The organism is Rhodoligotrophos sp. CJ14 (assembly GCF_038811545.1).
Lineage (GTDB): Bacteria > Pseudomonadota > Alphaproteobacteria > Rhizobiales > Im1 > Rhodoligotrophos > Rhodoligotrophos ferricapiens.
The window spans coordinates 4,330,830-4,352,422 of sequence record NZ_CP133319.1; the positions used below are offsets into that span (position 1 = coordinate 4,330,830).

The following is a 21,593-nucleotide window of genomic DNA, read 5'->3' on the forward strand; positions in this document are numbered from 1 at the left end:
GCCGCTATGGTCGCCATAAGGCTTAGAAATACCTGTGCGCCGACGGAAACAGCGACGATGAAGTCTCCATTGTTATGGGCCGGGATCCTGGCGATCTTCGTCCTCACCACGGCTTTGATCGCGCCCTTTTTCATTGATTGGAATCTCTACCGTGACCAGATCGAGGAATGGGGCAGCCGGGTTACCGGGCGGCAAGTCACCATTGATGGCGATATCACCCTTCGCATTCTGCCGGTTCCTCTCATCGGCATCGAGGACGTAACCCTCGGTGGCCGCCAGGGAGATGCCCCTCTGGAGCTTCTTCGGATCGAGCAGCTCGAAGCGCACCTTTCTCTGCCGGCGCTCCTGCGCGGCAAGATCACGATCAGCGATGCGTTGCTTACCTCCCCGGTGATGACGCTTGAGCGGACCAAGGATGGTCGGCTTGTCCTCCCGATCTCTGATCGCAGCCGTGTCGATGCGGAGATGCCGGTCGATGACATCGTGCTCGACCGCGTTTCGATCAGTGGTGGCACCCTGTTCCTGAACGACTGGCAGCATGAGCGGAGCGTCAGGATCGACAATGTCGACATGGAGCTCTCTGCAACCACGCTGGCCGGTCCCTATCGGATGGTCGGAACCGCCGATTATGCAGATCGGCAATTCAACTTCTCCGTGAACACGTCCAAAGCAGGTAGCGATGGCCTGGTCGCGCTCGCGGTGAAGGCCGCACCCGCGAAGGGCGTGGGACTGAGCTATGTCTTCAACGGCAGCCTCAAGGAGGGGGAGAGCCATGATCCCCTGACCGGGTCGCTCGCGATCGAACGGGTGATCCCCAGCCTCTCCGATGGTGTGGCGCCAAAGGGCGACCGCGGTCCGACCCCCGGCCCCTTTTCTCTGCGCGCCAAGGTGAGCGGCAGTTTCGAGCAGATTTCACTGTCCGATATCGAAATCGCCCTTGGGGACCGCAACGATGTGTCGCGCCTGATCAAGGGCAGGGCTGCGATCGCATTTGGGGAACAACCCTCCGTCGCGGTAAGTCTTGAGGCCAATCGGATCGCGCTGGCAAGCCTCACCGATCAGCGGCAGATCCCGTTTGAGCGGGCAGCCATTCTCGCCGCCCTGAAACAGATCGCCAGCGCATTGCCCGATGGATTGAGCGCTCAGCTCGGGCTTAAGGCCACCTTTTTCGAGCTGCCGCAATCGACACTCGAACATGTCATTCTCGTTGCCGATGCCAATGAGCGTGGAATCACCCTGCGTCGTCTCTCAGGCATTGGGCCGGGCAGAAGCAGGCTCACCCTGTCCGGCCGCTATGACAAATATCTGGACGGTTTCGCTGGCAATTTCGAGCTGATCTCGCGAAATGCTGCGGAAGCGCTCACATGGCTCGCGAGCACCGGTCCGAACCAGCCCGAAAATGTGACGTCTCCGGCATTGCCGGTGTCGCTTGAGGCCAGGGGCGATCTGACCTTCACCCGCACCAGCCTCGAACTGAACGACCTCGGCTTCTCCATTGATGGGTCCTCCGGAACAGGGGCGCTCACCATGAGCGGCGGCACGCGTCCCGAGTGGCGCCTGAACCTCTCCGCAGACCACCTCGACCTCAACCGGATCAATCCGGGCCTTTACAGGCTCGCCGAACCCATCACAGCCCCGGCCGCGGTTTCGCAAGAAGGGAGCTCCGAAGAAGCGGCTGTCGGCGAGCCTCCATGGCTGCGGCCGATCCTTACGGTGGTCGACCGCCATTGGCTCGAAACGGCCAATGCCACGCTGGATCTCAACATCGGCGATCTCCGCTATCGCGATATCGCCCTATCCTCCGTTCTCGCCTCCATGGCCTTGTCCAATGGCGAGCTCCAGATCAAGACAGTTGAGATTGCCAGTCTGTCTGGCGCGAAAGTTACGGGTACCGGCCACTGGCGGATCCTTGAGAAACAGCCCGTTGGCACCGGCAGCCTGGCCATTGATGCGCCAAAGCCGGAAAGCCTGGCACCGGTCCTCAAGCTTGCGCTTGGCCAAAACACCCAAGAGAAGGCACCCTCGCCGGGCTCTGCCGTCGCGCCGGATTCTGCGGTCGCGCTCCTCAACCAGCTCGGCGCCACTCTGCTGAATGTGCGGGTCGAGGCGGCCGCGAATACTGAACCTGGCGCAATCAGGCTCGACCTCGACGGGACCGCCGGAGGCACGAAGGTCGGCGCCGTGGCGAGATATGCTGGCGACCTGATCGGGTCGGGCGATGGAAGGTTCACTATCTCCGCGAACCTGGAGAATGCCGATGCCGCCGCATTGCTCCGGCAGCTGCCGGTCAATCTTTACGACACCGCCGCCGCCAGCGGCCGAGCCACGGTCAGGCTGAACGCGGAAGGTGAAACGAGCGAGACTATTCGCCTTCTGTTGCAGGCATCGCTCCTCAACAGCCAGGCAACGGGAGACATCACCTATCGCCTCGGTGGGAGCGCGGGGGATCTGCAGGGCAACATATCGCTCTTCTCGGTTGACCCTGCGCCATTGGCATCCGTGATCGGTCTGAGTGTTTCGGGAGCGGCTGCTGGCGAGGGCGCGGAAGGCCCGACGAAACTGCCAAGCCTTTCTGTGACGGCGAAACTGAATCGCGAAAGCGGCGTGCTGACTGCAAGCGATATCGAAGCCGAGTTCGGTGAAGCAACCGCAAGCGGCAACCTCAAGCTTCTCCCCCAGCGCAAGCTCGAGGGCGAGATCGCATTATCACGGCTCTCCGCATCTTGGGCCACCGGCGTAGCCCTTCTTGCCCACGGCGATGCAGACCCCGGAAAGATCAATTTCGCGCTTGATACCGATGAGCTCTGGTCTGCGGCCCCGCTGGCCCTCGATAGGCTTCACAGCCTTTCGACAGACCTGAGCATAAAGGCCGACCGACTGGACCTTGCTGAAACCTTGGCCTTGTCGGATGCCCGCTTCAGGATCGTCTCTGGCGGGGGCAAGCTGACCATCTCCGGCGCTCAAGCCGAGCTCTACGGTTCACCGGTTGCGCTCAATCTATCGGCCAGACAGGCGGGGATGGAGCTCGAGCTTCAGGGTGATCTCACCATGAGCGCGATGCCCTTGGCGCCCGTATTGCGGCTCGCGGGCGGCAGGGAGCCTGCTGCCGACGGCATGCTGGACATTCGCATGCATTTTTCGGGAAGCGGCCGCAGCCCCGCCGGCCTGATGGCAAACCTCTCCGGCGATGGAATTTACGCCCTGAGCAGCACATCGCTGCAGCATTTTGATCCGCAAACCCTTGCCGCGCGCCTCCGGGAGGTCACCACCATCGACGAGCTCGATCGCGAGATCGCATCAGCTTTCAGCTCTGGAGAGATGCGCTTCGCCGGGGCCACCGCCCCCTTGACCATCAGCGAAGGCGTGGTGCGTTTCGATCCCATACCCGTGACCGGTGATGCGGTACAAGGCCAGTTGCGCAGCTATTTCGATCTTGCGAGTGGCAGGCTCGACAGCGCCTTCGCCCTTCAGCTGACTGCTGTTGATAGCGAGCCCAAGCTTGAACTCGCATTCAGCGGGCCGGCTGATCAGCTGTCGCGCAGCTATGACGTGAGCGCCTTGCGCTCCCATCTAACCGTGCGCGTCCTGCGCGAGAATATCGAGCGACTCGAGGCGCTGCAACGCGAAGTCGACCGGCGGCGGAGCGAAGAGGAGGCACGAAAGAAGGAAGAGGCCCGCCGTGCCGCGGAGGCTGCTGCGCGTGCGACCGAGGAGGCTCGCAAGGCTGAGGAAGCCCGTAAGGCCGAGGAAGCGCGCAAGGCGGAACTCGCCCGCAAGGCCGAGGAGGCTCGCAAGGCCGAGGAGGCTCGGAACGCCGAGGAAGCTCGCAAGGCCGAGGAGGCCCGGAACGCCGAGGAAGCTCGCAAGGCCGAGGAAGCTCGTCGAGCCGAGGCGCGGCGCGCGGAAGAGGAGCGGCAGGCCGCCATCGCACGCCGCCAGGCGGAGGAGCAGGCTCGTCGTTCGCAGGAGACCAACGAGCCGGCGGCGGCAACACCCGCCCCGCCTCAGGCAAAACCGTCTCAGCCGGAAACGAGCGGCCTACCGTTGACGCCGGTGCCGTGGGTCGAAAAGCCCCTCTCTCCAGACCCGATGACCGTGCGTAAGCTCAGGCCGCTTTCGCGCCAATCGGCCGGCACGGCTGGGGGCGAACGAAATCCACCGGCAGTGAGCGAGGAAGGGTCCCAGGAGCAGACGGAACCCGCAACTGCGCCCCAGGAGGCGGATACGAGATCCACCCGTGTCCTGCCTTGGGAACTGCCGCCCGGAACGGCGGCCCCGCGCACCAGCCGGACCCAGCCTAGGGCGAGCCAAGAGAAGGAAACACCAGCCTCGCAACCCCGCGGCCGATCTCAGCCTGCGCCAACAGCGTCGGGGTTCAGTGATCCCAACCGGTTCAGATACTGGCCCAGGTGACGCAGCACATAGACGCGGACCGCGCTCGATAATCCGCGCTTGCCCCTGCCGTGATCGATCTCGGTGATCAGCTGGTTGATCGTAACACCTTTCTCCTCGGCAATGGCCTTGAGTGCGGCCCAGAATTCTGGCTCGAGGGAAAGGCTGGTGGCATGCCCAGCCACGAGAACCGACCGTTTTGTTGGCCGGTCCTCGGTGCTCTCAGGTGGCAGATCGATCCTCAATGGGGTCCGATCATGTCGGCCGGCCGGACCACCTCGTCAAACTCCGCGGCAGTGACATAGCCGAGCCTCAAGGCCTCCTCACGCAACGTGGTCCCATTCTTGTGCGCCGTCTTGGCGATCTCGGTAGCCTTGTCATAGCCGATACGGGGTGCGAGCGCCGTCACCAGCATGAGCGATTTCTCCATCAGCTCCTCGATCCGCCGGCGGTTCGGCTCGATGCCCACCACACAATTATCCGTAAAGCTGATCGCGGCTTCGGCAATGAGCCGGATGGACTGCAGCACGTTGAAGACCATCACCGGCTTGAACACGTTCAGCTCGAAATTGCCTTGGCTTCCGGCAATGGTGACCGTCACGTGATTGCCCATCACCTGGCAGCAGACCATGGTCAGCGCTTCGCACTGCGTCGGGTTTACCTTGCCCGGCATGATCGACGAGCCCGGCTCGTTCTCGGGCAGGTTCAACTCGCCCAGGCCAGAGCGGGGCCCCGAGCCCAACAGCCGGATGTCCTGGGCGATCTTGAACAGGCTCGCCGCGATCACGTTGAGCTGCCCGGAGACCTCGACCATGGCATCATGCGCGGCCAAGGCCTCGAATTTGTTCTCGGCCGTCACAAAGGGCAGCCCGGTGATCTCGGCCACATGGCGGGCAAAGGTTTCCGCAAAGCCCTTCTTGGCATTGAGCCCGGTCCCGACAGCCGTGCCGCCCTGCGCGAGCGGGTAGAGCCTGGGCAGAGAGGACTTTACCCGCTCGATGCCATAGGCCACCTGTGCCGCATAGCCCGAAAATTCCTGGCCGAGGGTCAGCGGCGTGGCATCCTGCAGATGGGTTCGGCCGATCTTGATGATATCGCTCCAGGCCGACACCTTCGCATCCAGCGCCTTCTTCAGATACTCCAGCGCCGGGATCAGGGTCCGGTGGATCTCCTCGGTGACGGCGATATGCATGGCCGTCGGGAATGTATCGTTCGAGGACTGCGACCGGTTGACATGATCATTGGGGTGGATTGGCGTCTTCGATCCCATCTTGCCGCCGAGAAGCTCGATCGCGCGGTTCGAGATCACCTCGTTCGCATTCATATTGGTCTGCGTGCCCGAGCCAGTCTGCCAAACGACCAAAGGAAAATGGTCGTCGAGCTTGCCCGCGATCACCTCATCCGCCGCCTTGACGATGGCTTCCCCGAGATTGGGTTCGAGATTGCCCAATTCCATATTGGTGCGGGCCGCGGCCTGCTTGATGATCCCCAGGGCGCGGATCAGCGGCTTCTGCATGGTCTCGCCGCCGATTTTGAAATTGCCCAGGGAACGCTGCGTTTGCGCGCCCCAATACTTATCGGCTGGTACCTCGAGCGGGCCGAAAGAATCCGTTTCGGTGCGTGTCTGCGTCATCTCTGCCATTCGTCTTTCGCAAGAGCCGGAATTGAGGCATGCACGCTTCATCGCCCGGGCGTAAGAGGCGGCATGCCCGCACTCGGTCCTGGCTTATCACGCAGCAACGCGCTTGAAAACCGGAGCCTGCGTCAGTTCAGGGTGCGGTGAGGACCGCAGCGCAGCTCTTGGGCAGATCTGCCAGCAGAACCGGCTTCGGCGGTTTCGGTGGATGCTTCTTGTCCGGCGGCGCATAGGGCTTGTCGGAAAGCCACCAGGCAAGCGACTCATCGCAACCATCACCTGGCGGTGGCGGCGCCTGGTCCTTGCAGGTCGTGGAGCCCTCGGGGCACCTCAGTCTCACATGAAAATGGTAATTGTGCCCATACATCGGCCGCACCTTGTTGAGCCAGGCCCGATCTCGGCCGGCCCAATCGCAGAGCGCCTTCTTGATGGCCGGATGCACGAAGATGCGCTGCACCTGGGAATAGGAGGCTGCGAGCTTGATTAGCCTTGCATGATCCTCGCTCCAGATATTCGGATTGATTTCCGACCGGCTGGCGATCACCGATGTGGCGCTGAGCGTCTCGCGCTCCTCGGCCGTGAGCCGGTGGTTGGGGGCAGGATCAAGCCAGATATCGGCATCGAGTCCGATTTGATGACTGGCATGCCCCGTCAGCATCGGTCCGCCGCGTGGCTGAGACATGTCACCCACCAGAAGCCCGGGCCAGCCGACCTTATCATGCGCATCCTGCGCGAACGTCTCGAGGAAGGCGATGAGCCGTGGGTGTCCCCAATGGCGATTGCGGGACAGTCGCATGCTCTGCCAATAGGTCCCGTCATTGGGGAGCTGTATGCCCCCGGCAAGGCAGCCCTTGGCATAGAACCCGACAGGAGCGGGCGGCAGCTTCGCGGGGGCTTTCACCGCACCGAAAAGCTGCTTTGCCGGCACGGGCTGTTCGGCATGGGCTGGCGCGAGTGCAGATGCAGCCAGCCACGAGGCCGCGATGAGCGCGGCGAGCCGGGATGCCTTCATAGAGGCCCTCTATGTTTACTTCTTGCGGAACATGTCGAGCTTCACGACATTGGCCTCCGGGCCATCTCCGGGGGCCTTGTCGGAATCGGAATGGGTTGCAGGGTCCTGGCCGGAGGCTGTCTCGCCCTTGCCGCGCCCTTTGCGGGATTGCGCGGATGAGCCTGCCGTGGCGGTCGCCTCGGAATCATCGTTGCGGCGGCCTTGAGCGCCTTGCCCGCTTGCGGGCAGCAACCCGATTGGGCTCACGCTGCCTTCAGGCACGGCGCCCTGGTCATGATTTTCCGCATTCTGGTTAGCCTTGATCACTTCAAACTGCAGACCAAACTGCACCGAAGGATCAAAGAAACCCTTTATGGCCGTGAGCGGAATTGAAAGACGTTCTGGAATATTGTCGAAGGAGAGATCGACCTCGAAACGATCATCGTAAACCTCCAGGCTCCAGAACTGGTGCTGCAGGACGATGGTCATATCCTCTGGATATTTCTTCCGAAGCCGCTCCGAGATCTTGACACCGGGATGTTTGGTGTCGAAGGCAATGAAGAAGTGATGGTCGCCCGGCAGTCCTGTTCGGGCCGCGCGCTTGAGGGCCGCCTTGACCACGCCGCGAAGCGCGTCCTGGGCCATCAGATCATAGCGCATCAAATCTTCGGCCATTTTACCTCGTACCTGATCATGCTGGGACCGCCGGCATCAGCCATGGGGTCGCCGTCAATCGGGGCTGCGCAAGTTTGGAAGCCCCGCAAGATGGGCCATGATATCGCGAAACCAGTTTCCGATGCTACGGTCTGGAACTCGCTATCTCAAATTATCGAGTGAAAAGAAAGAGAAATGGGGGCTTCTGTTGCCAGGTGCCCACCGGACCCCGCCTTGACCTGCTACAGCCAAGGACTTTGATTTCGGTGCTTAAGCTGCGTTACGCAGCCTGGGCAACCGGAGCATAGTTGTCGTTGGCAACTATAAATTTAGCCCGATAACGGCGGTACCATGCCGGGTGAAAGACCATCCTTTACGCTCTCGTCGATCCTATTTCACCCCCATCAGATACCGCCATCTGCGGCGGCATGTGGTGGAGGTGCCGGGTACCGCCCCCGGGTCCGATGAGTTTATTGCGACGTCCGTTTATCACCATAGTCGGTCGAGGACCGACAGCCTCCAATATAGGGAGGTTGGCGCCACATGAGAAGGCCATGTGAGGAATTTTCCGCTATGAGTTCATGGAGATGGCACCCGAGCTGCCCTTCCAGAATCAACTCCGGTCCGAAGACCATGCCACTAGCGAAGGGGCTGCGCATCTGCGCTGATCGGGCTCACCTTGACCGGCCCGCAGGCCGTGAAGCTGCCGGGGAAGGTTGCTGGCATCTCCGTGCCGGGGAGTGTTGCCCGCAATTCCACTGCGTTCCGGCAATCATCCGTATGGCGACCGGTTGGAAACTCGATGGCGAAGAACGCTTCATCGCCCGGATTCATCGTGACGGGTGTCTTACGCTCGGCCTCTTGGCCGGCCGCCTCATCCGAGGGCTCGATGGCCATATCGCTGATCGGCTGCCCCTTCGTGTCCAGCAGCTCGACACGGGGATGACCATCCAACGTGCAGCTCTTTGCCCCTATATTGGTAATCTTGTAAGCAAAGGCATTGGCGCCGTTGGTGGCATCCTGCCCTTCGCTGTCGATCTTGAGATTAAGGCCGGAGCAGGGCTGTGCCTGAGCCTCGTCCCAAGCGTTCGCCGATAGCACAATCAGTGCGGCGAATGTTAGAACGCTCCAATGTGCTCGCATGGTGCCTCCGGGTGAACACTTGCGTAAACTCCTTCCAAGGCCTCTGCCCGGCATCCGGGCATCGCGCGGCTCTGGGAATCAATCTATGTGAATGGCAATTCGTTGCGATGGGATTGCGTAACGAGAGGGTGGTCGAGTGAAGCAGTATCATGAACTGGTCGCGCGCATTCTCGGGGAGGGCGTGCGCAAGAACGATCGCACCGGAACCGGCACGCTCTCTGTGTTCGGCCACATGATGCGGTTTGACCTGGCCGAAGGCTTTCCATTGGTCACGACCAAGCGCCTTCATGTGAGGTCGATCATCCACGAGCTGCTATGGTTCATCCGCGGCGACACCAACATTGCCTATCTGAAGCAGAATGGCGTGAGCATCTGGAATGAATGGGCAGACGCCCACGGCGATCTCGGCCCTGTCTACGGCAAGCAGTGGCGCTCTTGGGGAACACCTGATGGTGGAGCGATCGATCAGCTTGGAAAAGTCATAGCCGAGCTGCGTGACAATCCCGATTCGCGCCGCCACATCGTTTGCTCCTGGAACGTGGCCGACCTCGACCGAATGGCGCTGGCGCCGTGCCATTGCCTATTCCAGTTCTACGTGGCGAATGGCCGCTTGTCGTGCCTGCTCTACCAGCGCTCAGCCGACGTGTTCTTGGGCGTCCCCTTCAATATCGCGTCTTACGCTCTGCTCACCCATATGGTTGCGCAGGTCACCGGCCTTGAGCCAGGCGAGTTCATCCACAGCTTTGGCGATGCCCACCTCTATCTCAACCATCTCGACCAGGCGCGCGAGCTTCTGCGGCGCAAACCGCTTCCCTTGCCGAAGCTCCGGATCAATCCTGGCCTACGCTCGATCGATGACTTCAAATACGAGGATTTTGAGATTGTGGGCTATCAGGCCCATGCGCATATCGCAGCACCGGTTGCGGTGTAGCCGGACGGCCGCACAAAGCGATCTCCTCTGATCTCAAAGGAAACCGCCCTGTCCCTTGTCTGTGTCTCGGGTTCTCCGGGACCGCGCGCCGGTCCTCAGGCCTTGTTCAGGCTCCAATCAAGGGTGATCTCGGCATTCAGCACCTTCGAGATCGGGCATCCCTTCTCCGCCTTCTCGGCGAGCTCCTTGAACTTTGTCTCGTCGATGCCCGGAACCTTGGCATTGAGCTTCAACCGTGACGAGGACACTTTGAAGCCTTCGCCCTCTGGCACGAGCTCGACCGCCGCTTCCGTGGTAAGCTCATCGGCTGTGAACCCGGCACCCTGCAGCTGAAATGCCAGCGCCATGGTGAAACACCCTGCGTGAGCGGCGGCGATCAACTCTTCCGGATTGGTGCCGGCGCCATTCTCGAAACGGGACCTGAAGCCGTAAGGCGTGCTCGAGAGAACTCCGGACACCGATGTGAGATGGCCGGTTCCGTCCTTCCCCGACCCGGACCAGACAGCTGTGGCTTTGCGGATCATTCTTCTCTCCTTTGCATTTCCGGAACGCCCCCCACCCACGCGGTCTGCGGGCTGCCAGGCGTTAACCGGCCTCGTGGCAGATGTTAACCCCGAAATTCTTCTTCCGTATAACCCTGAAGATAGAGCAATGCGGAAAGATCGGCATGATCGATGCGCACGTCCGCCGCATCCCGCGTCTTTGGCTTGGCATGAAACGCGACCCCCAGCCCTGCGGTTTCGAGCATCGGAATGTCATTGGCGCCATCCCCCACCGCCAGAGCATCCGCCGGCGTGAGAGCGCTCGCCTCGCAAAGCTCCCGCAATGCCGTAACCTTGGCGTCGCGACCAAGAATGGGGGTGCCGACCTGGCCGGTCAGGACATCGTTCTCGATGAGCAGCGCGTTACCCCGGTGGTGATCGAACCCGACGATCTCGGCGACATGAGCGGTGAACGCGGTGAAGCCACCGGAGATCAGCGCTGTCCGGGCGCCATTGGCGCGCATAGTCCGCACGAGCTGCCGTCCGCCTGGCGTGAAGGTGATCTTCTCTGCAAGAATGCGGGTGATCGCATCGCTCCTCAATCCTTTGAGCATCGCGACCCGCGCTTCCAGGGCCTGCTCGAAAGCGAGCTCACCGCGCATGGCTCTTTCGGTGATCGCGCTGATCTCATCGCCAACCCCCGCCATCACGGCGAGCTCGTCAATGCATTCCTGGCCGATAATGGTGGAATCCATGTCGGCGACCAGCAGCGCCTTGCGCCGGCCCTGGGCGGGCAGGATGGCAATGTCGATGGGAGAGGGGGCCAGCGCCTCGCGCAAGCTATCCTCGATCCGGCGATGATCCGCAGGATCGGCAGCAAAGGTCCATTCGCATGCCTTACCCGGCGCGAGCCATCGGGTGGGTTCGGCAAGGCCAAGCTTTTGGCGGACCACATCAAGCTGAGGCTCGCCGAGTGGTGGCCGTGAGGCAGACGGGTCTGAGGCGGACGGGCCCGAGACACTTGCAATGAGAATGAGGACGGTGTCCATGCGCTCTATGAATGTGGAGATGGCAAGCAATGCCCGTGCCTGAGCGCCCAGATGGAGGCAAGGACCGGCGATCGGCTGTTCTTATCGCAGGACCGACCGCCAGCGGCAAGTCGGCCTTCGCCTCTGCGATCGGTCGCAAGCATCCGGCTGTGATTATCAACGCGGATTCCATGCAGGTCTACCGCGATCTGTCGATCCTGACCTCGCGGCCAACCCTGGGCGAAATCGATGCCGTGCCACACTGCCTTTACGGCCATGTGGATGCCAGCGAAACCTATTCGGTGGCACGCTGGCTTCGGGAAGCGGAGCAAGCAATTGGCGCGGCCTGGGCGGCGCAACGTCTGCCCGTGATCATCGGCGGGACTGGCCTCTATTTCCGCGCATTGGAACGCGGCCTCGCGGATATTCCGCCGATACCGGAGAGCATTCGCCTGAAATGGCGTTCGGCGCTTCGGGAGGAGGGCAGCGTTGCTCTCCACCGAATCTTGTGTGAGCGGGATCCCCAGACGGCCGCCAGCATAAGGCCGAGCGACAGCCAGCGCATCGTCCGGGCCTTGGAAGTTTTGGACACGACTGGCCAGGGCTTGCGGCAATGGCATGGCGATCACCGAGGCGCGAGACTGCTCGATGATCGGGTGTGCATCGTCCGCCTGCTTCTGACGCCGCGGCGCGATCAGCTTTACCAGGCGATTGATCGCCGTTTCGTTCAGATGATCGAGACCGGAGCGCTGGAAGAGGTCCGCGCGCTGTCGGCGCGTGGCTTGCCATCATCGCTCCCGGCGATGAAAGCCATCGGTGTTGCGGAGCTCACCGCGGTCATCGAAGGGCACATGTCTCTCGATGATGCGATTGCCAGGGCGCAGCTTCGAACGCGCCGCTATGCTAAGCGGCAGATGACTTGGTTTCGAAACCAGATGGCAAGCTGGTCCGCAATTGAACGCCCCGACCCATCTCAGACGGAAAGCCTGCTCCAGTCCCTCGCCCTATGAGCACGCCCGGCCTGGTGGAGAGAGGGCGACGGCGATACGCCGCACTCGCCCACCAAGGCATCGTTCAAGCCGGATTGTAAGGGGCCCCATGATCCCGATGGAAGCACCGGGGCTCATGCGGCAGCATCGGCATTGATCTCGGAACGGTTTGCGGCCTTGCTCTTCAAGGTCCTGGCAGCATGCCAAAGATCATAGTCTCGCTGCAGGTTCAGCCAGAATTCTGGCCTGTTTCTGCAAAGCCGCGCCAGCTTGAGAGCCATTTCGGGTGTAACCGAATATCGCTCGCCGAGCAGACCATAAAGGAGAGTTCGGGAAATCTGCAAACGGCGGGCCATGGCGCTTTTGGTGAGTCCGATATCCGGAAGCACCTTTTCCCTGAGTACGGCGCCAGGGTGGGGTGGCGGGCAAGCCTTATCACCTTTCATGTTCAACTCCTCGCGTGATCAACATCCTCGACAACTTTGAGAGTGCTAAGCCTCTAAGAGGGCACCCGGACGGCTGGGTATCAGACGTTGTATTTCTGTCCCAACTCGCGCTACGATTGTGCTCGATACCCAATTCATCCAGATCGCGAATCGAGCCAACCTATGCGGTACGATGCAATTTATATTAGATTGTTATTTATTCCTACACCCTATGGTAGAAAATCCGCATCAAATGAATCAGCACTCGCTTTTCACGCTGCCATGAGCGCTTGACCGCGTGCCTGCGCCTCGCTATCGTCCGCCACCATCGCAAGCCGTCTCCGGACCGGACTGATGAACGCACAGATTCTTGTAGTAGGACCGCGCACGCCCCGGCCAGCACCGAGCTGAGCCGAACCACGGTGCGTGCGCGACAGGGGCCTTCAAGGCCCCTTTTTCATTTGACCCGACGTGAAAGTGGAGCTGACCAATGACCCAGGAGATGACGGGGGCGGAAATCGTCATCAAGGCACTCGTCGACCAGGGGGTCGAGCATATCTTCGGCTATCCCGGCGGTGCGGTTCTGCCCATCTATGATGAGCTGTTCCAGCAGGACAAGGTCCGGCACATCCTTGTGCGCCATGAGCAGGGCGCCGCGCACGCAGCCGAAGGCTATGCGCGCTCGACTGGAAAGGTGGGTTGCGTGCTGGTCACGTCAGGTCCTGGCGCCACCAACACCGTGACCGGTTTGACCGATGCCCTGATGGATTCCATTCCCATGGTGGTCATCACCGGGCAGGTTCCAACCCACCTGATCGGCAGCGATGCCTTCCAGGAATGCGACACCGTCGGCATCACCCGGCCTTGTACCAAGCACAATTGGCTGGTGCGTGACGTCAATGATCTCGCTCGCGTGCTCCACGAGGCATTCTATGTGGCGCGCTCCGGTCGCCCGGGCCCGGTCGTGGTCGACATTCCCAAGGACGTTCAATTCGCTAAAGGGCGCTATTCCGGTCCCTCCAATGTCGCGCACAAGACCTATAGGCCGCGGGTGAAGGGTGACCTCAACCGGATTCGCGAGGCGGTGGATGCGATGGTGGCCGCCAAGCGCCCTGTCTTTTACACAGGCGGAGGGATCATCAATTCCGGTCCGGCGGCAAGCCGGCTGCTCCGGGAATTTGCTCGGATGACCGGATTTCCCGTGACCTCCACCCTGATGGGATTGGGGGCTTTCCCAGCCTCGAGCCCGCAATGGCTGGGAATGCTGGGTATGCATGGCACCTATGAAGCAAACATGGCGATGCATGATTGCGACGTCATGATCTGTCTGGGTGCGCGTTTCGATGATCGTATCACCGGACGGCTTGATGCCTTCTCGCCCAACAGCATCAAGATCCATGTCGACATTGATCCCTCGTCGATCAACAAGAACGTGCCGGTGCAGATCCCCATCATTGGCGATTGTGCTCATGTGCTCGAGGACATGATCCGCATCTGGAAGTCCAAGGCCGCAATGCCCGAAAAGCAGGCATTGACGGACTGGTGGGCGAAGATCGATGGCTGGCGCGCCAAGGACTGCCTCAAATATCGCCGCAATGACGAGCTGATCATGCCGCAATATGCGATCCAGAGGCTCTACGAGCTGACCAAGGATCGCGAGACCTACGTCACCACCGAGGTAGGCCAGCACCAGATGTGGGCAGCCCAGTTCTATCGCTTCGAGGAGCCAAACCGCTGGATGACCAGCGGCGGCCTCGGCACCATGGGATATGGTCTGCCGGCCGCGGTGGGTGTGCAGATGGCCCATCCCGGCGCCCTGGTGGTCGATATTGCCGGCGATGCCTCTGTGCTGATGAACATGCAGGAAATGTCGACGGCCATTCAGTATGAGCTGCCGATCAAGATCTTCATTCTCAACAACCAGTACATGGGCATGGTGCGCCAGTGGCAGGAACTGCTGCATGGCAACCGCTTGTCGCACAGCTATACCGAGTCGCTCCCTGATTTCGTGAAGCTGGCCGAGGCTTATGGCTGCCACGGAATCCGCGCAAGCAAGCCTTCAGAGCTCGATGGTGCGATCCGCGAGATGATCGAGGTGAAGCGGCCTGTCCTGTTCGACTGCCGCGTGGCGAGCCTCGCCAACTGCTTCCCGATGATCCCCTCCGGCAAGGCCCACAACGAGATGTTGCTCGGCCAGGATGTGAATGATGATCTCGGCGAGGTCGAGCTGTCCGATGAAGGTCGGATGATGGTGTGATGAAGGCCCGGCATTGAGGGACATGACATGCTGAAGAAAAACGACCAGGTCGAGCGCCATACCATTTCCGTTCTGGTGGATAACGAGCCGGGCGTATTGGCGCGGGTCATCGGCCTGTTCTCGGGCCGCGGCTATAATATTGACAGCCTGACCGTGTCGGAAACCGAGCACGAGGCGCATCTGTCGCGCATCACCGTGGTGACCACCGGCACGCCCATGGTGATCGAGCAGATCAAGGCGCAGCTTGACCGGCTTATTCCCGTACATTCGGTCGCCGACTTGACCTTGGTCAGCGACGCGGTCGAGCGTGAGCTTGCCCTGATCAAGGTATCGGGCAAGGGCGAGAAGCGGGTGGAGGCGCTGCGCCTCGCGGATGCCTTCCGCGCCAAGATCGTCGATGCCTCGATTGAGTCCTTTATATTCGAGCTGACAGGCAAGCCTGCCAAGATCGAGCAATTCATCGCCTTGATGCAGCCTTTGGGATTGGTTGAGGTCTGCCGGACTGGGATCGCTGCCATTGCGCGCGGCCCTGAAGCGATGCGTGCCTGATGAGGGCCCAGCGGCAATCCCCTTGCCACGACCATTTCCGCCGCTATTGTCCGCGGCGATCTTCGGCAAGAGGCGCGCTGGTTGCGAGAGCTATCGGGGCAGGCGCCCTGGTTGAGGCAAGTTGAGAGAAGAGGAAGGGATATGCGCGTTTATTACGACAGGGATGCGGACGTTAACCTCATCAAGGGCAAGCGCGTCGCAATCATCGGTTATGGCAGTCAGGGCCATGCCCATACCTTGAACCTGCGCGACAGCGGCGTGAAGGAAGTTGCCGTCGGACTGCGCAGCGGCTCGGCCTCCGCGGCCAAGGCCGAAAAGGAGGGGCTCAAGGTGCTCGACGTGGCTGAGGCCGCGAAATGGGCCGACGTGGTCATGGTGCTGACCCCTGATGAGCTTCAGGCAGACATCTATCGCGACCACCTCCATCCCAATATGAAGGAAGGGGCAGCGCTCCTCTTCGCCCACGGCCTCAATATCCATTTCAACCTTATTGAGCCCCGCAAGGATATTGATGTCCTCATGGTCGCCCCGAAGGGCCCCGGCCACACCGTGCGCTCCGAATATGTCCGCGGCGGTGGCGTGCCCTGCCTCATCGCGATCCATCAGGATGCCTCGGGCAACGCCCATGACCTCGGCCTGTCCTATGCCTCGGCCATTGGCGGTGGTCGCGCCGGCATCATCGAAACCACCTTCAAGGAGGAATGCGAGACTGACCTGTTCGGTGAGCAGGCGGTGCTGTGCGGCGGCCTTGTCGAGCTGATCCGCGCCGGTTTCGAAACGCTCGTTGAGGCTGGCTATGCGCCGGAAATGGCCTATTTCGAGTGCTTGCACGAGGTGAAGTTGATCGTCGACCTCATCTATGAGGGCGGCATCGCCAACATGAACTACTCCATCTCCAACACGGCCGAATATGGCGAATATGTCACCGGCCCGCGTATCGTCACGCCACAGACCAAGGCCGAGATGAAGCGCGTGCTCGATGACATTCAGTCTGGCCGCTTCACCCGCGATTGGATGCTTGAGAACAAGGTCGGCCAGACCTCGTTCAAGGCCATGCGGGCCAAGGCCCAGGCCCATCCGATCGAGGAGGTCGGTGCGCGGCTGCGTGACATGATGCCTTGGATCAAGGAAAAGGCGCTGGTCGACAAGACCCGCAACTAGGATCCATCAGAGGAGATCAGCTGCATACGGAGCAGCTGATCTCGCCGCGCCGAAGAAAAACGCCTCCGCGGCAGCCTTCTCCCGCAGTTAAGCAGGGGTATTTTAACCGAACTAACTTTAATTGGCAGGTATGCGCCCGCCTCGGAGCGCTTCATTTACACACGCCGAACTTTCTGCCGCCATTATCCGTTGACGCTCAAAAGGAGGTCGACAATGGCGAAACAGCAGTCGAAGGCGCAGAAGGAGACGGTCGCCCGCGTCATGCACGAGTTCAAGCATGGCGAGCTGAAGATCCGCGGCACCGGTCCAAAGGTAAAGAATCCCAAGCAAGCGATTGCGATCGCGCTGCACGAGGCTGGCGCCACCAATCAGGAAAGCCCGGCCAAGAATAAAGCGAATTTGCGCAAGACAAAGACCAAGGAACGTAAGGGCGAGACGGCCGAGGCGCGCAAGGAGGGCAAGAGCGCCCAGCAGCGCACGATGAAGGCGGCGACGGAGAAGAAGTCGAGCGGCAAGTCCTCCTCGGCTGCCAAGAAGACAACGTCCAAGCCCGCAACGGCAAAGAAGCCTACCGCTAAGGCCACTGCGAAATCGGCAACAGCGAAGAAGCCTGCTGCTAAGGCGACCGCCAAGCAGGCGACGGCCAAGAAACCTGCTGCCAAGAAGGCCACGGCTAAGTCGGCAACGACCAAGAAGCCTGCTGCCAAGTCCACGGCCAAGCAAGCAGTGGCCAAAAAGCCTGCAGCCAAGAAGACCACCGTTGAGCGCAAATCGGCGAGCCCCAAGGCAAGCTCTGCGAGCAAGAAGGCTGCACCGAGCGCCACTGCCAAGACCAAAGAGGACCTCTATGCTGAGGCCAAGCGGCGGCGGATTCCAGGGCGTTCAAAAATGTCCAAGGACCAGCTCGAGCATGCGCTGACCCAGTAACCCGGGTTGATCGACCCGGTATCTGGGATGCCGTCATGCTCGGCCTTAGGCCGAGCATCCAGCATGTCGACCTTCGCTGGACTCTGGATCACCGGGCCAAGCCCGGTGATGACGTTGTATTTTCGTCGCCGCGGCTGGCCTCGCAGCCCACCCTCTGGACAATGCGTGCTCAAGCAAATCGTCATGCCCGGCTTGACCGGGCATCCAGGGCCACGCGGCAGAGATGGCGGTGGCGGCGGATCCTAAACGCCGAATGGATAAGTGTCCGGGGCGCCGGCCCGTGCATGCTCGGGCCCGAGCGGTGTCACCGCTTGGGTTTCGTCGAACCAGACATAGGCATCGAACTGTCGGGGCAGGCTCGCTTCGGCATAATGGCTCCAGAGTTCGCTCTCCGGCCGGTAGATCACGCCGATGAACCGCTCTAGTCTCGGCTCTAGCAGGCGCCGATGCAGGGCCGGTTGCCGCGTCTCGCTCAGATCAAGCAGAAATTGCGAGATGCCGGCATCATGACAGAGCCGCTCATAGCTGTCGGCCCGCGAGGGCAGAACCCGCATAACCGCCATGTCTTCGCCCCAGTCGCTTGCTGCCGCAACCGTTCCCACATGCGTCCCAAAGCCGATGAGTGCCGCCCGCTCGCCGAAGCGCTGGCGGCAGAGCTGGCCGATATTAAGCTCGTCGCGACTGATGCCCATGTCGGTGAAGCGGGCATCCCCAATATGCGAATTATGCGCCCAGACCACCGCTTTGGCGTGCGGCCCCTTCGCCTCCAGCAGATGCTCGAGGGTCTCGAACATATGCGTATCACGGAGATTCCAGCTCTCGCCGCCGCCATAATACATCACGCGATAATAGCGTTCGGCTGATGCGATCAGCCGGGCATTCTGGGCTGCGTCCAGAAAGCTCTCCCCGTCATCCTCTGCGGCATAATCGAGCTGCTTCCTGAGCAGCGCTTGGCATTGCTCGATGACGGCAGCTTCGCATTTCCGGTACCCCTCCGTAAGCACGGCGCGCCCATAAGTGGCGGGATCTTTCTGCCAAGGGGTAAGGCAGCCATAGCGCTCACGCGCGGCTTTCGCCGCAGTGGGATCCACCTGCTCGAGATAGTCCAAGACCGCGGTGATCGATCCGCTCATATTATACATATCGAGGCCATAGAAGCCGGCGCGGTGCTTGGCCTCGCTCACCCCCTTATTATGGTCGCGCATCCATTCGATCAGGGCATCCACCTCCGTATTGCGCCACATCCAGGTGGGAAAGCGTTTGAATGGTGGCTCCTTTGCCTTGGCGCCGGTGCGGTGGCGCACATAGCGATCAACCGTTGCAGCATCTGGCCAATCGGCCTCGACGGCGAGGATAGTAAACCCGTGCTTCGCGATCAGCTGTTTAGTGATCTCAGCACGCGCCCGATAGAACTCGGCCGTGCCATGGCTTGCTTCGCCCAACAGAACGACTTGGCGGTCTGCCCAGCGCTCGAAGAAGCGCCCGAACTCCGGATCATCGAGCGGGGGCAGGGGGATCGCCGCCTGTGCGATCATGTCAGAGAGACTGTCTCCGCGCGCATGGCCAGGCGTGTGATTGCTGGCTGATCGCGCTCCATCTTCGGCCCAGCCCTGCTCGCCGATCAGCGGCACGAAAGCCACCAATCCGCGGTCCTCTTCTGCATAATCGCTCTCGCCGAGGCGCGTGATCTTGATGAGCGTTTGACCACGCTCTTCGCCGACGGGAATGATGAGCCTGCCGCCAATGGCGAGCTGCTCCTTGAGCGCGGCCGGGATCTCTGGCCCGCCGGCCGCGACCAGGATCGCATCGAAGGGGGCCGCATCTTGCCAGCCCTTGCTGCCGTCACCAATCCGAAGCTCGATATTTGGATAGCCCAGTGCCTCAAAGCGTTCTTGCGCTGCCTCGGCAAGGACCTTTAGGCGTTCAATCGCGTAAACCCGATCGGCGATCTGTGCCAGCACCGCAGCCGCATAGCCTGAGCCCGCGCCCACTTCGAGCACCCTATCCCCCGGCGCCACCTCTGCGGCGTCGATCATCTCCGCGACCATATAGGGCTGCGAGATGGTTTGTCCTTCGCCGATGGGCAGCGGCGCATCCTCATAGGCGAACTCCGCCATGTCGGGTCCAACGAACCGCTCCCGCGGCACCGTGGCCATCGCGGTGAGAATATGCGGATTGCGAATGCCGCGACGCGCGATCTGGACATCCACCATATGCTGTCGGCGTTCTTCCAAGCTTCGCACAGGCAACCACCTCCCAACTGATGGCTCTCTGTGGCTAACGAAGCGGACCGCGCGGCGTTCCCCCGCGGCCTGGAACGCGTATCAATCCGGTTGCAGCCGGGTACCATAGGCCTCCGCCAATGGGCCCGAGATGCCGATCTCCGGATCCAGCGTAAACAGCTCCTGCGCACGGGCTATGCCGCGCAATGCAAACCGGCCTGCTGAGACGAACGCGCTCTGGATGGCCGCATCTAGAGCTCCCAGGAACTCGGCCGAGACCAGAAAATCGCGATCGACGGATCGGCACATTGATGAGATGCGGCTGACCTCGTTCACCGCAGGTCCGACCACCGTGAAATCCAGCCGGTCCTGGCTGCCGATATTGCCAAAGAACACCGTGCCCATGTGAAGCGCGACATAGGCAGAGGTCGTGGGATGGCCGGCCCTGGCGCGTTTCTCGTTGAGCGCGGCAAGCCGCCGCCGGAAATCCCGCTCGGCATTGAGCGCGGCGCGGCAGCCATTGGCAGGATCGCTCGCATCGAAAATTGCGAGCACGCCGTCCCCGATCAGCTTGAGCACATCGCCGCCCGCGCAGCAGATCGCCGTGATGGCCGCTTCCGCATAGTCGTTGAGCAGCGGAATGAGCTCGGCTGGCTCAGCGGCATCGCTGATTGTCGTATAGCCGCGCAGATCGGAAAACCATAGCACCGCGTTGATACGATCTGCGACCCCTCGCGAGATACGCCCGCTCAGCACGCGCTCCCCCGCGTCCCGGCCGAGATAGACATGCGCAAGCGTATGGGTGATGCGCGCGAGCGCCGCCGACTTGATGGCGAGCGCGAGCGTTGGCACGAGCATCCGCAACGCATCGAGCTGACGATCAGAGAAGCCTCGTGGCGCTCGGGTGACCCAATGCGAATAGACGCAGTCCATTTCGCCGATCACGGCCGTGCTTCCCAATCTATGGACGCAGGCGAGATAGTCCACGTGACCTTGGGCGGCGAGTTCAGCCAGCATTGTCGAGGCGATCGGCAGCTTCCGGTCGAGACGGACGCGCCAATCGGTCTCGCCTGTCTCCAGCAGGCGGTAAAACGGGGTGCGCTGCCAATTCGCCTCAGCCTCTCCGCTGGTGCGCCCATATTCGAAGAGCTCAGCGCCCCCATCCTGAGACCAGCGGAAGCCGCGCCCTTCAAGAATGGGATGCAGCGTATCGATGAAGATCAGGGCACGGGAGAGCGATAGCCCGCTTTCACAACAGCGCTGGCAAAAGCCGTTCAGCAGATCGACTTCTGATGTCCCCGACAGGCTCTTCTCGACCAGCCAGCAGTGGATTTCCCGCAGCGCGGCACCATCCATATTGAAGCTCCGATGCTGCTGCATTCCATCCGGCTCTGGGGCTGGTCATGATCAGGCACGTCAATGAGCAAGGGCACTGCTCTGGCATTGGCATGCTCGCTCAGATTGCCAATAATACCGCGAAAATGGCAATCACCACCAGCACCGCGAGGATCCATGGCCAAGTCCGCTGAAGGAATGAGCGGTCGGGCTCCTCGGTGGGCGTGCTCGTTTCATAATGCATTGCCGCGGCGACCTCTGCTGGCCTGGGGGACATCCCGGCCGCCTCGTCGTCAGTGCCCAGCGGTGCTGCGGCCGGATCGCTGACCGCGACTTTGTCCCTGGTCCGACCGGCATCGATCTCGGCCCGGAGCATATCGGTGTTTGGGTTGGCCCGATCCTGTGGCGTTCTCTTATCGGCCATCGCTGCCTCCCAGGCCCCGCTCACCATTGTCATGGCAAACAACGATT

The 21,593-nt window shown here is 61.4% G+C and carries 18 protein-coding genes and 1 other RNA gene; 7 read left to right on the forward strand and 12 right to left on the reverse strand.

All coding sequences use genetic code 11. The annotated features are described in order from the left end of the window. Positions 1–57: 57 nt before the first annotated feature. Positions 58–4,413, forward strand: coding sequence for an AsmA family protein (locus tag RCF49_RS20190; RefSeq protein WP_342641584.1), 4,356 nt, complete (start codon positions 58–60; stop codon positions 4,411–4,413). Here RCF49_RS20190 and RCF49_RS20195 read toward each other — a convergent pair. The 6 genes from RCF49_RS20195 to RCF49_RS20220 all read right to left on the reverse strand — a co-directional run bounded on the left by RCF49_RS20195 (position 4,350) and on the right by RCF49_RS20220 (position 8,816). Further along, positions 4,350–4,637: a ribbon-helix-helix domain-containing protein gene (locus RCF49_RS20195; protein WP_342641585.1), complete on the reverse strand. Its 288-nt coding sequence runs from the start codon at positions 4,635–4,637 to the stop codon at positions 4,350–4,352. The genes RCF49_RS20190 and RCF49_RS20195 overlap by 64 nt on opposite strands. Beyond that, positions 4,634–6,025, reverse strand: coding sequence for a class II fumarate hydratase (fumC, locus tag RCF49_RS20200; RefSeq protein WP_342641586.1), 1,392 nt, complete (start codon positions 6,023–6,025; stop codon positions 4,634–4,636). Before fumC ends, RCF49_RS20195 begins: the two co-directional genes overlap by 4 nt. 136 nt (positions 6,026–6,161) lie before the next feature. Continuing rightward, the gene (gene mepA / locus RCF49_RS20205; protein WP_342641587.1) at positions 6,162–7,040 is read right to left on the reverse strand and encodes a penicillin-insensitive murein endopeptidase; all 879 of its coding nucleotides are present in this window, start codon (positions 7,038–7,040) and stop codon (positions 6,162–6,164) included. 15 nt (positions 7,041–7,055) lie between these two features. Beyond that, positions 7,056–7,694, reverse strand: coding sequence for an SspB family protein (locus tag RCF49_RS20210; protein WP_342641588.1), 639 nt, complete (start codon positions 7,692–7,694; stop codon positions 7,056–7,058). 173 nt (positions 7,695–7,867) lie between these two features. Continuing rightward, positions 7,868–8,227, reverse strand: a transfer-messenger RNA (tmRNA) gene (gene ssrA, locus RCF49_RS20215). 85 nt (positions 8,228–8,312) lie between these two features. Continuing rightward, a complete protein-coding gene (locus RCF49_RS20220) occupies positions 8,313–8,816 on the reverse strand; it encodes a DUF4232 domain-containing protein (RefSeq protein ID WP_342641589.1) in 504 nt (167 codons plus the stop codon). A 136-nt stretch (positions 8,817–8,952) separates the two neighbouring features. Here RCF49_RS20220 and RCF49_RS20225 point away from each other — a divergent pair, with 136 nt between their 5' ends. Continuing rightward, a complete protein-coding gene (locus tag RCF49_RS20225; protein ID WP_342641590.1) occupies positions 8,953–9,747 on the forward strand; it encodes a thymidylate synthase in 795 nt (264 codons plus the stop codon). A 95-nt stretch (positions 9,748–9,842) separates the two neighbouring features. On the opposite strand, the gene RCF49_RS20230 is transcribed toward RCF49_RS20225, so the two are convergent. Continuing rightward, on the reverse strand, positions 9,843–10,271 hold the full coding sequence (locus RCF49_RS20230; protein ID WP_342641591.1) for an OsmC family protein: 429 nt from the start codon (positions 10,269–10,271) through the stop codon (positions 9,843–9,845). Positions 10,272–10,354: 83 nt separating this feature from the next. Beyond that, a complete protein-coding gene (gene serB / locus RCF49_RS20235) occupies positions 10,355–11,278 on the reverse strand; it encodes a phosphoserine phosphatase SerB (RefSeq protein ID WP_342641592.1) in 924 nt (307 codons plus the stop codon). A gap of 29 nt (positions 11,279–11,307) precedes the next feature. On the opposite strand from serB, the gene miaA reads away from it, so the two are divergent. Then, positions 11,308–12,267: a tRNA (adenosine(37)-N6)-dimethylallyltransferase MiaA gene (gene miaA / locus RCF49_RS20240; RefSeq protein WP_342641593.1), complete on the forward strand. Its 960-nt coding sequence runs from the start codon at positions 11,308–11,310 to the stop codon at positions 12,265–12,267. 113 nt (positions 12,268–12,380) lie between these two features. Here the strand turns inward: miaA and RCF49_RS20245 are convergent, their stop codons facing one another. Beyond that, a complete protein-coding gene (locus RCF49_RS20245) occupies positions 12,381–12,692 on the reverse strand; it encodes a HigA family addiction module antitoxin (protein ID WP_342641594.1) in 312 nt (103 codons plus the stop codon). Positions 12,693–13,161: 469 nt separating this feature from the next. On the opposite strand from RCF49_RS20245, the gene RCF49_RS20250 reads away from it, so the two are divergent. The 4 genes from RCF49_RS20250 (at position 13,162) to RCF49_RS20265 (ending at position 17,565) form a co-directional block, all read left to right on the forward strand. After that, positions 13,162–14,928, forward strand: coding sequence for an acetolactate synthase 3 large subunit (locus RCF49_RS20250; protein ID WP_342641595.1), 1,767 nt, complete (start codon positions 13,162–13,164; stop codon positions 14,926–14,928). Positions 14,929–14,955: 27 nt separating this feature from the next. Continuing rightward, the gene (gene ilvN, locus RCF49_RS20255; protein ID WP_342641596.1) at positions 14,956–15,477 is read left to right on the forward strand and encodes an acetolactate synthase small subunit; all 522 of its coding nucleotides are present in this window, start codon (positions 14,956–14,958) and stop codon (positions 15,475–15,477) included. Positions 15,478–15,618: 141 nt separating this feature from the next. Then, on the forward strand, positions 15,619–16,638 hold the full coding sequence (ilvC, locus tag RCF49_RS20260) for a ketol-acid reductoisomerase (RefSeq protein WP_342641597.1): 1,020 nt from the start codon (positions 15,619–15,621) through the stop codon (positions 16,636–16,638). A gap of 213 nt (positions 16,639–16,851) precedes the next feature. Next, on the forward strand, positions 16,852–17,565 hold the full coding sequence (locus RCF49_RS20265) for a DUF6496 domain-containing protein (RefSeq protein WP_342641598.1): 714 nt from the start codon (positions 16,852–16,854) through the stop codon (positions 17,563–17,565). Between the two features lie 242 nt (positions 17,566–17,807). Here the strand turns inward: RCF49_RS20265 and RCF49_RS20270 are convergent, their stop codons facing one another. The 3 genes from RCF49_RS20270 to RCF49_RS20280 all read right to left on the reverse strand — a co-directional run bounded on the left by RCF49_RS20270 (position 17,808) and on the right by RCF49_RS20280 (position 21,546). Further along, positions 17,808–19,808, reverse strand: coding sequence for a protein-L-isoaspartate(D-aspartate) O-methyltransferase (locus tag RCF49_RS20270; protein ID WP_342641599.1), 2,001 nt, complete (start codon positions 19,806–19,808; stop codon positions 17,808–17,810). Positions 19,809–19,889: 81 nt separating this feature from the next. Then, positions 19,890–21,143 (reverse strand): adenylate/guanylate cyclase domain-containing protein, encoded by a 1,254-nt coding sequence (locus RCF49_RS20275; protein ID WP_432807419.1) that lies wholly within the window; start codon positions 21,141–21,143, stop codon positions 19,890–19,892. Between the two features lie 100 nt (positions 21,144–21,243). Continuing rightward, positions 21,244–21,546, reverse strand: coding sequence for a hypothetical protein (locus tag RCF49_RS20280; protein WP_342641601.1), 303 nt, complete (start codon positions 21,544–21,546; stop codon positions 21,244–21,246). Positions 21,547–21,593: the final 47 nt, after the last annotated feature.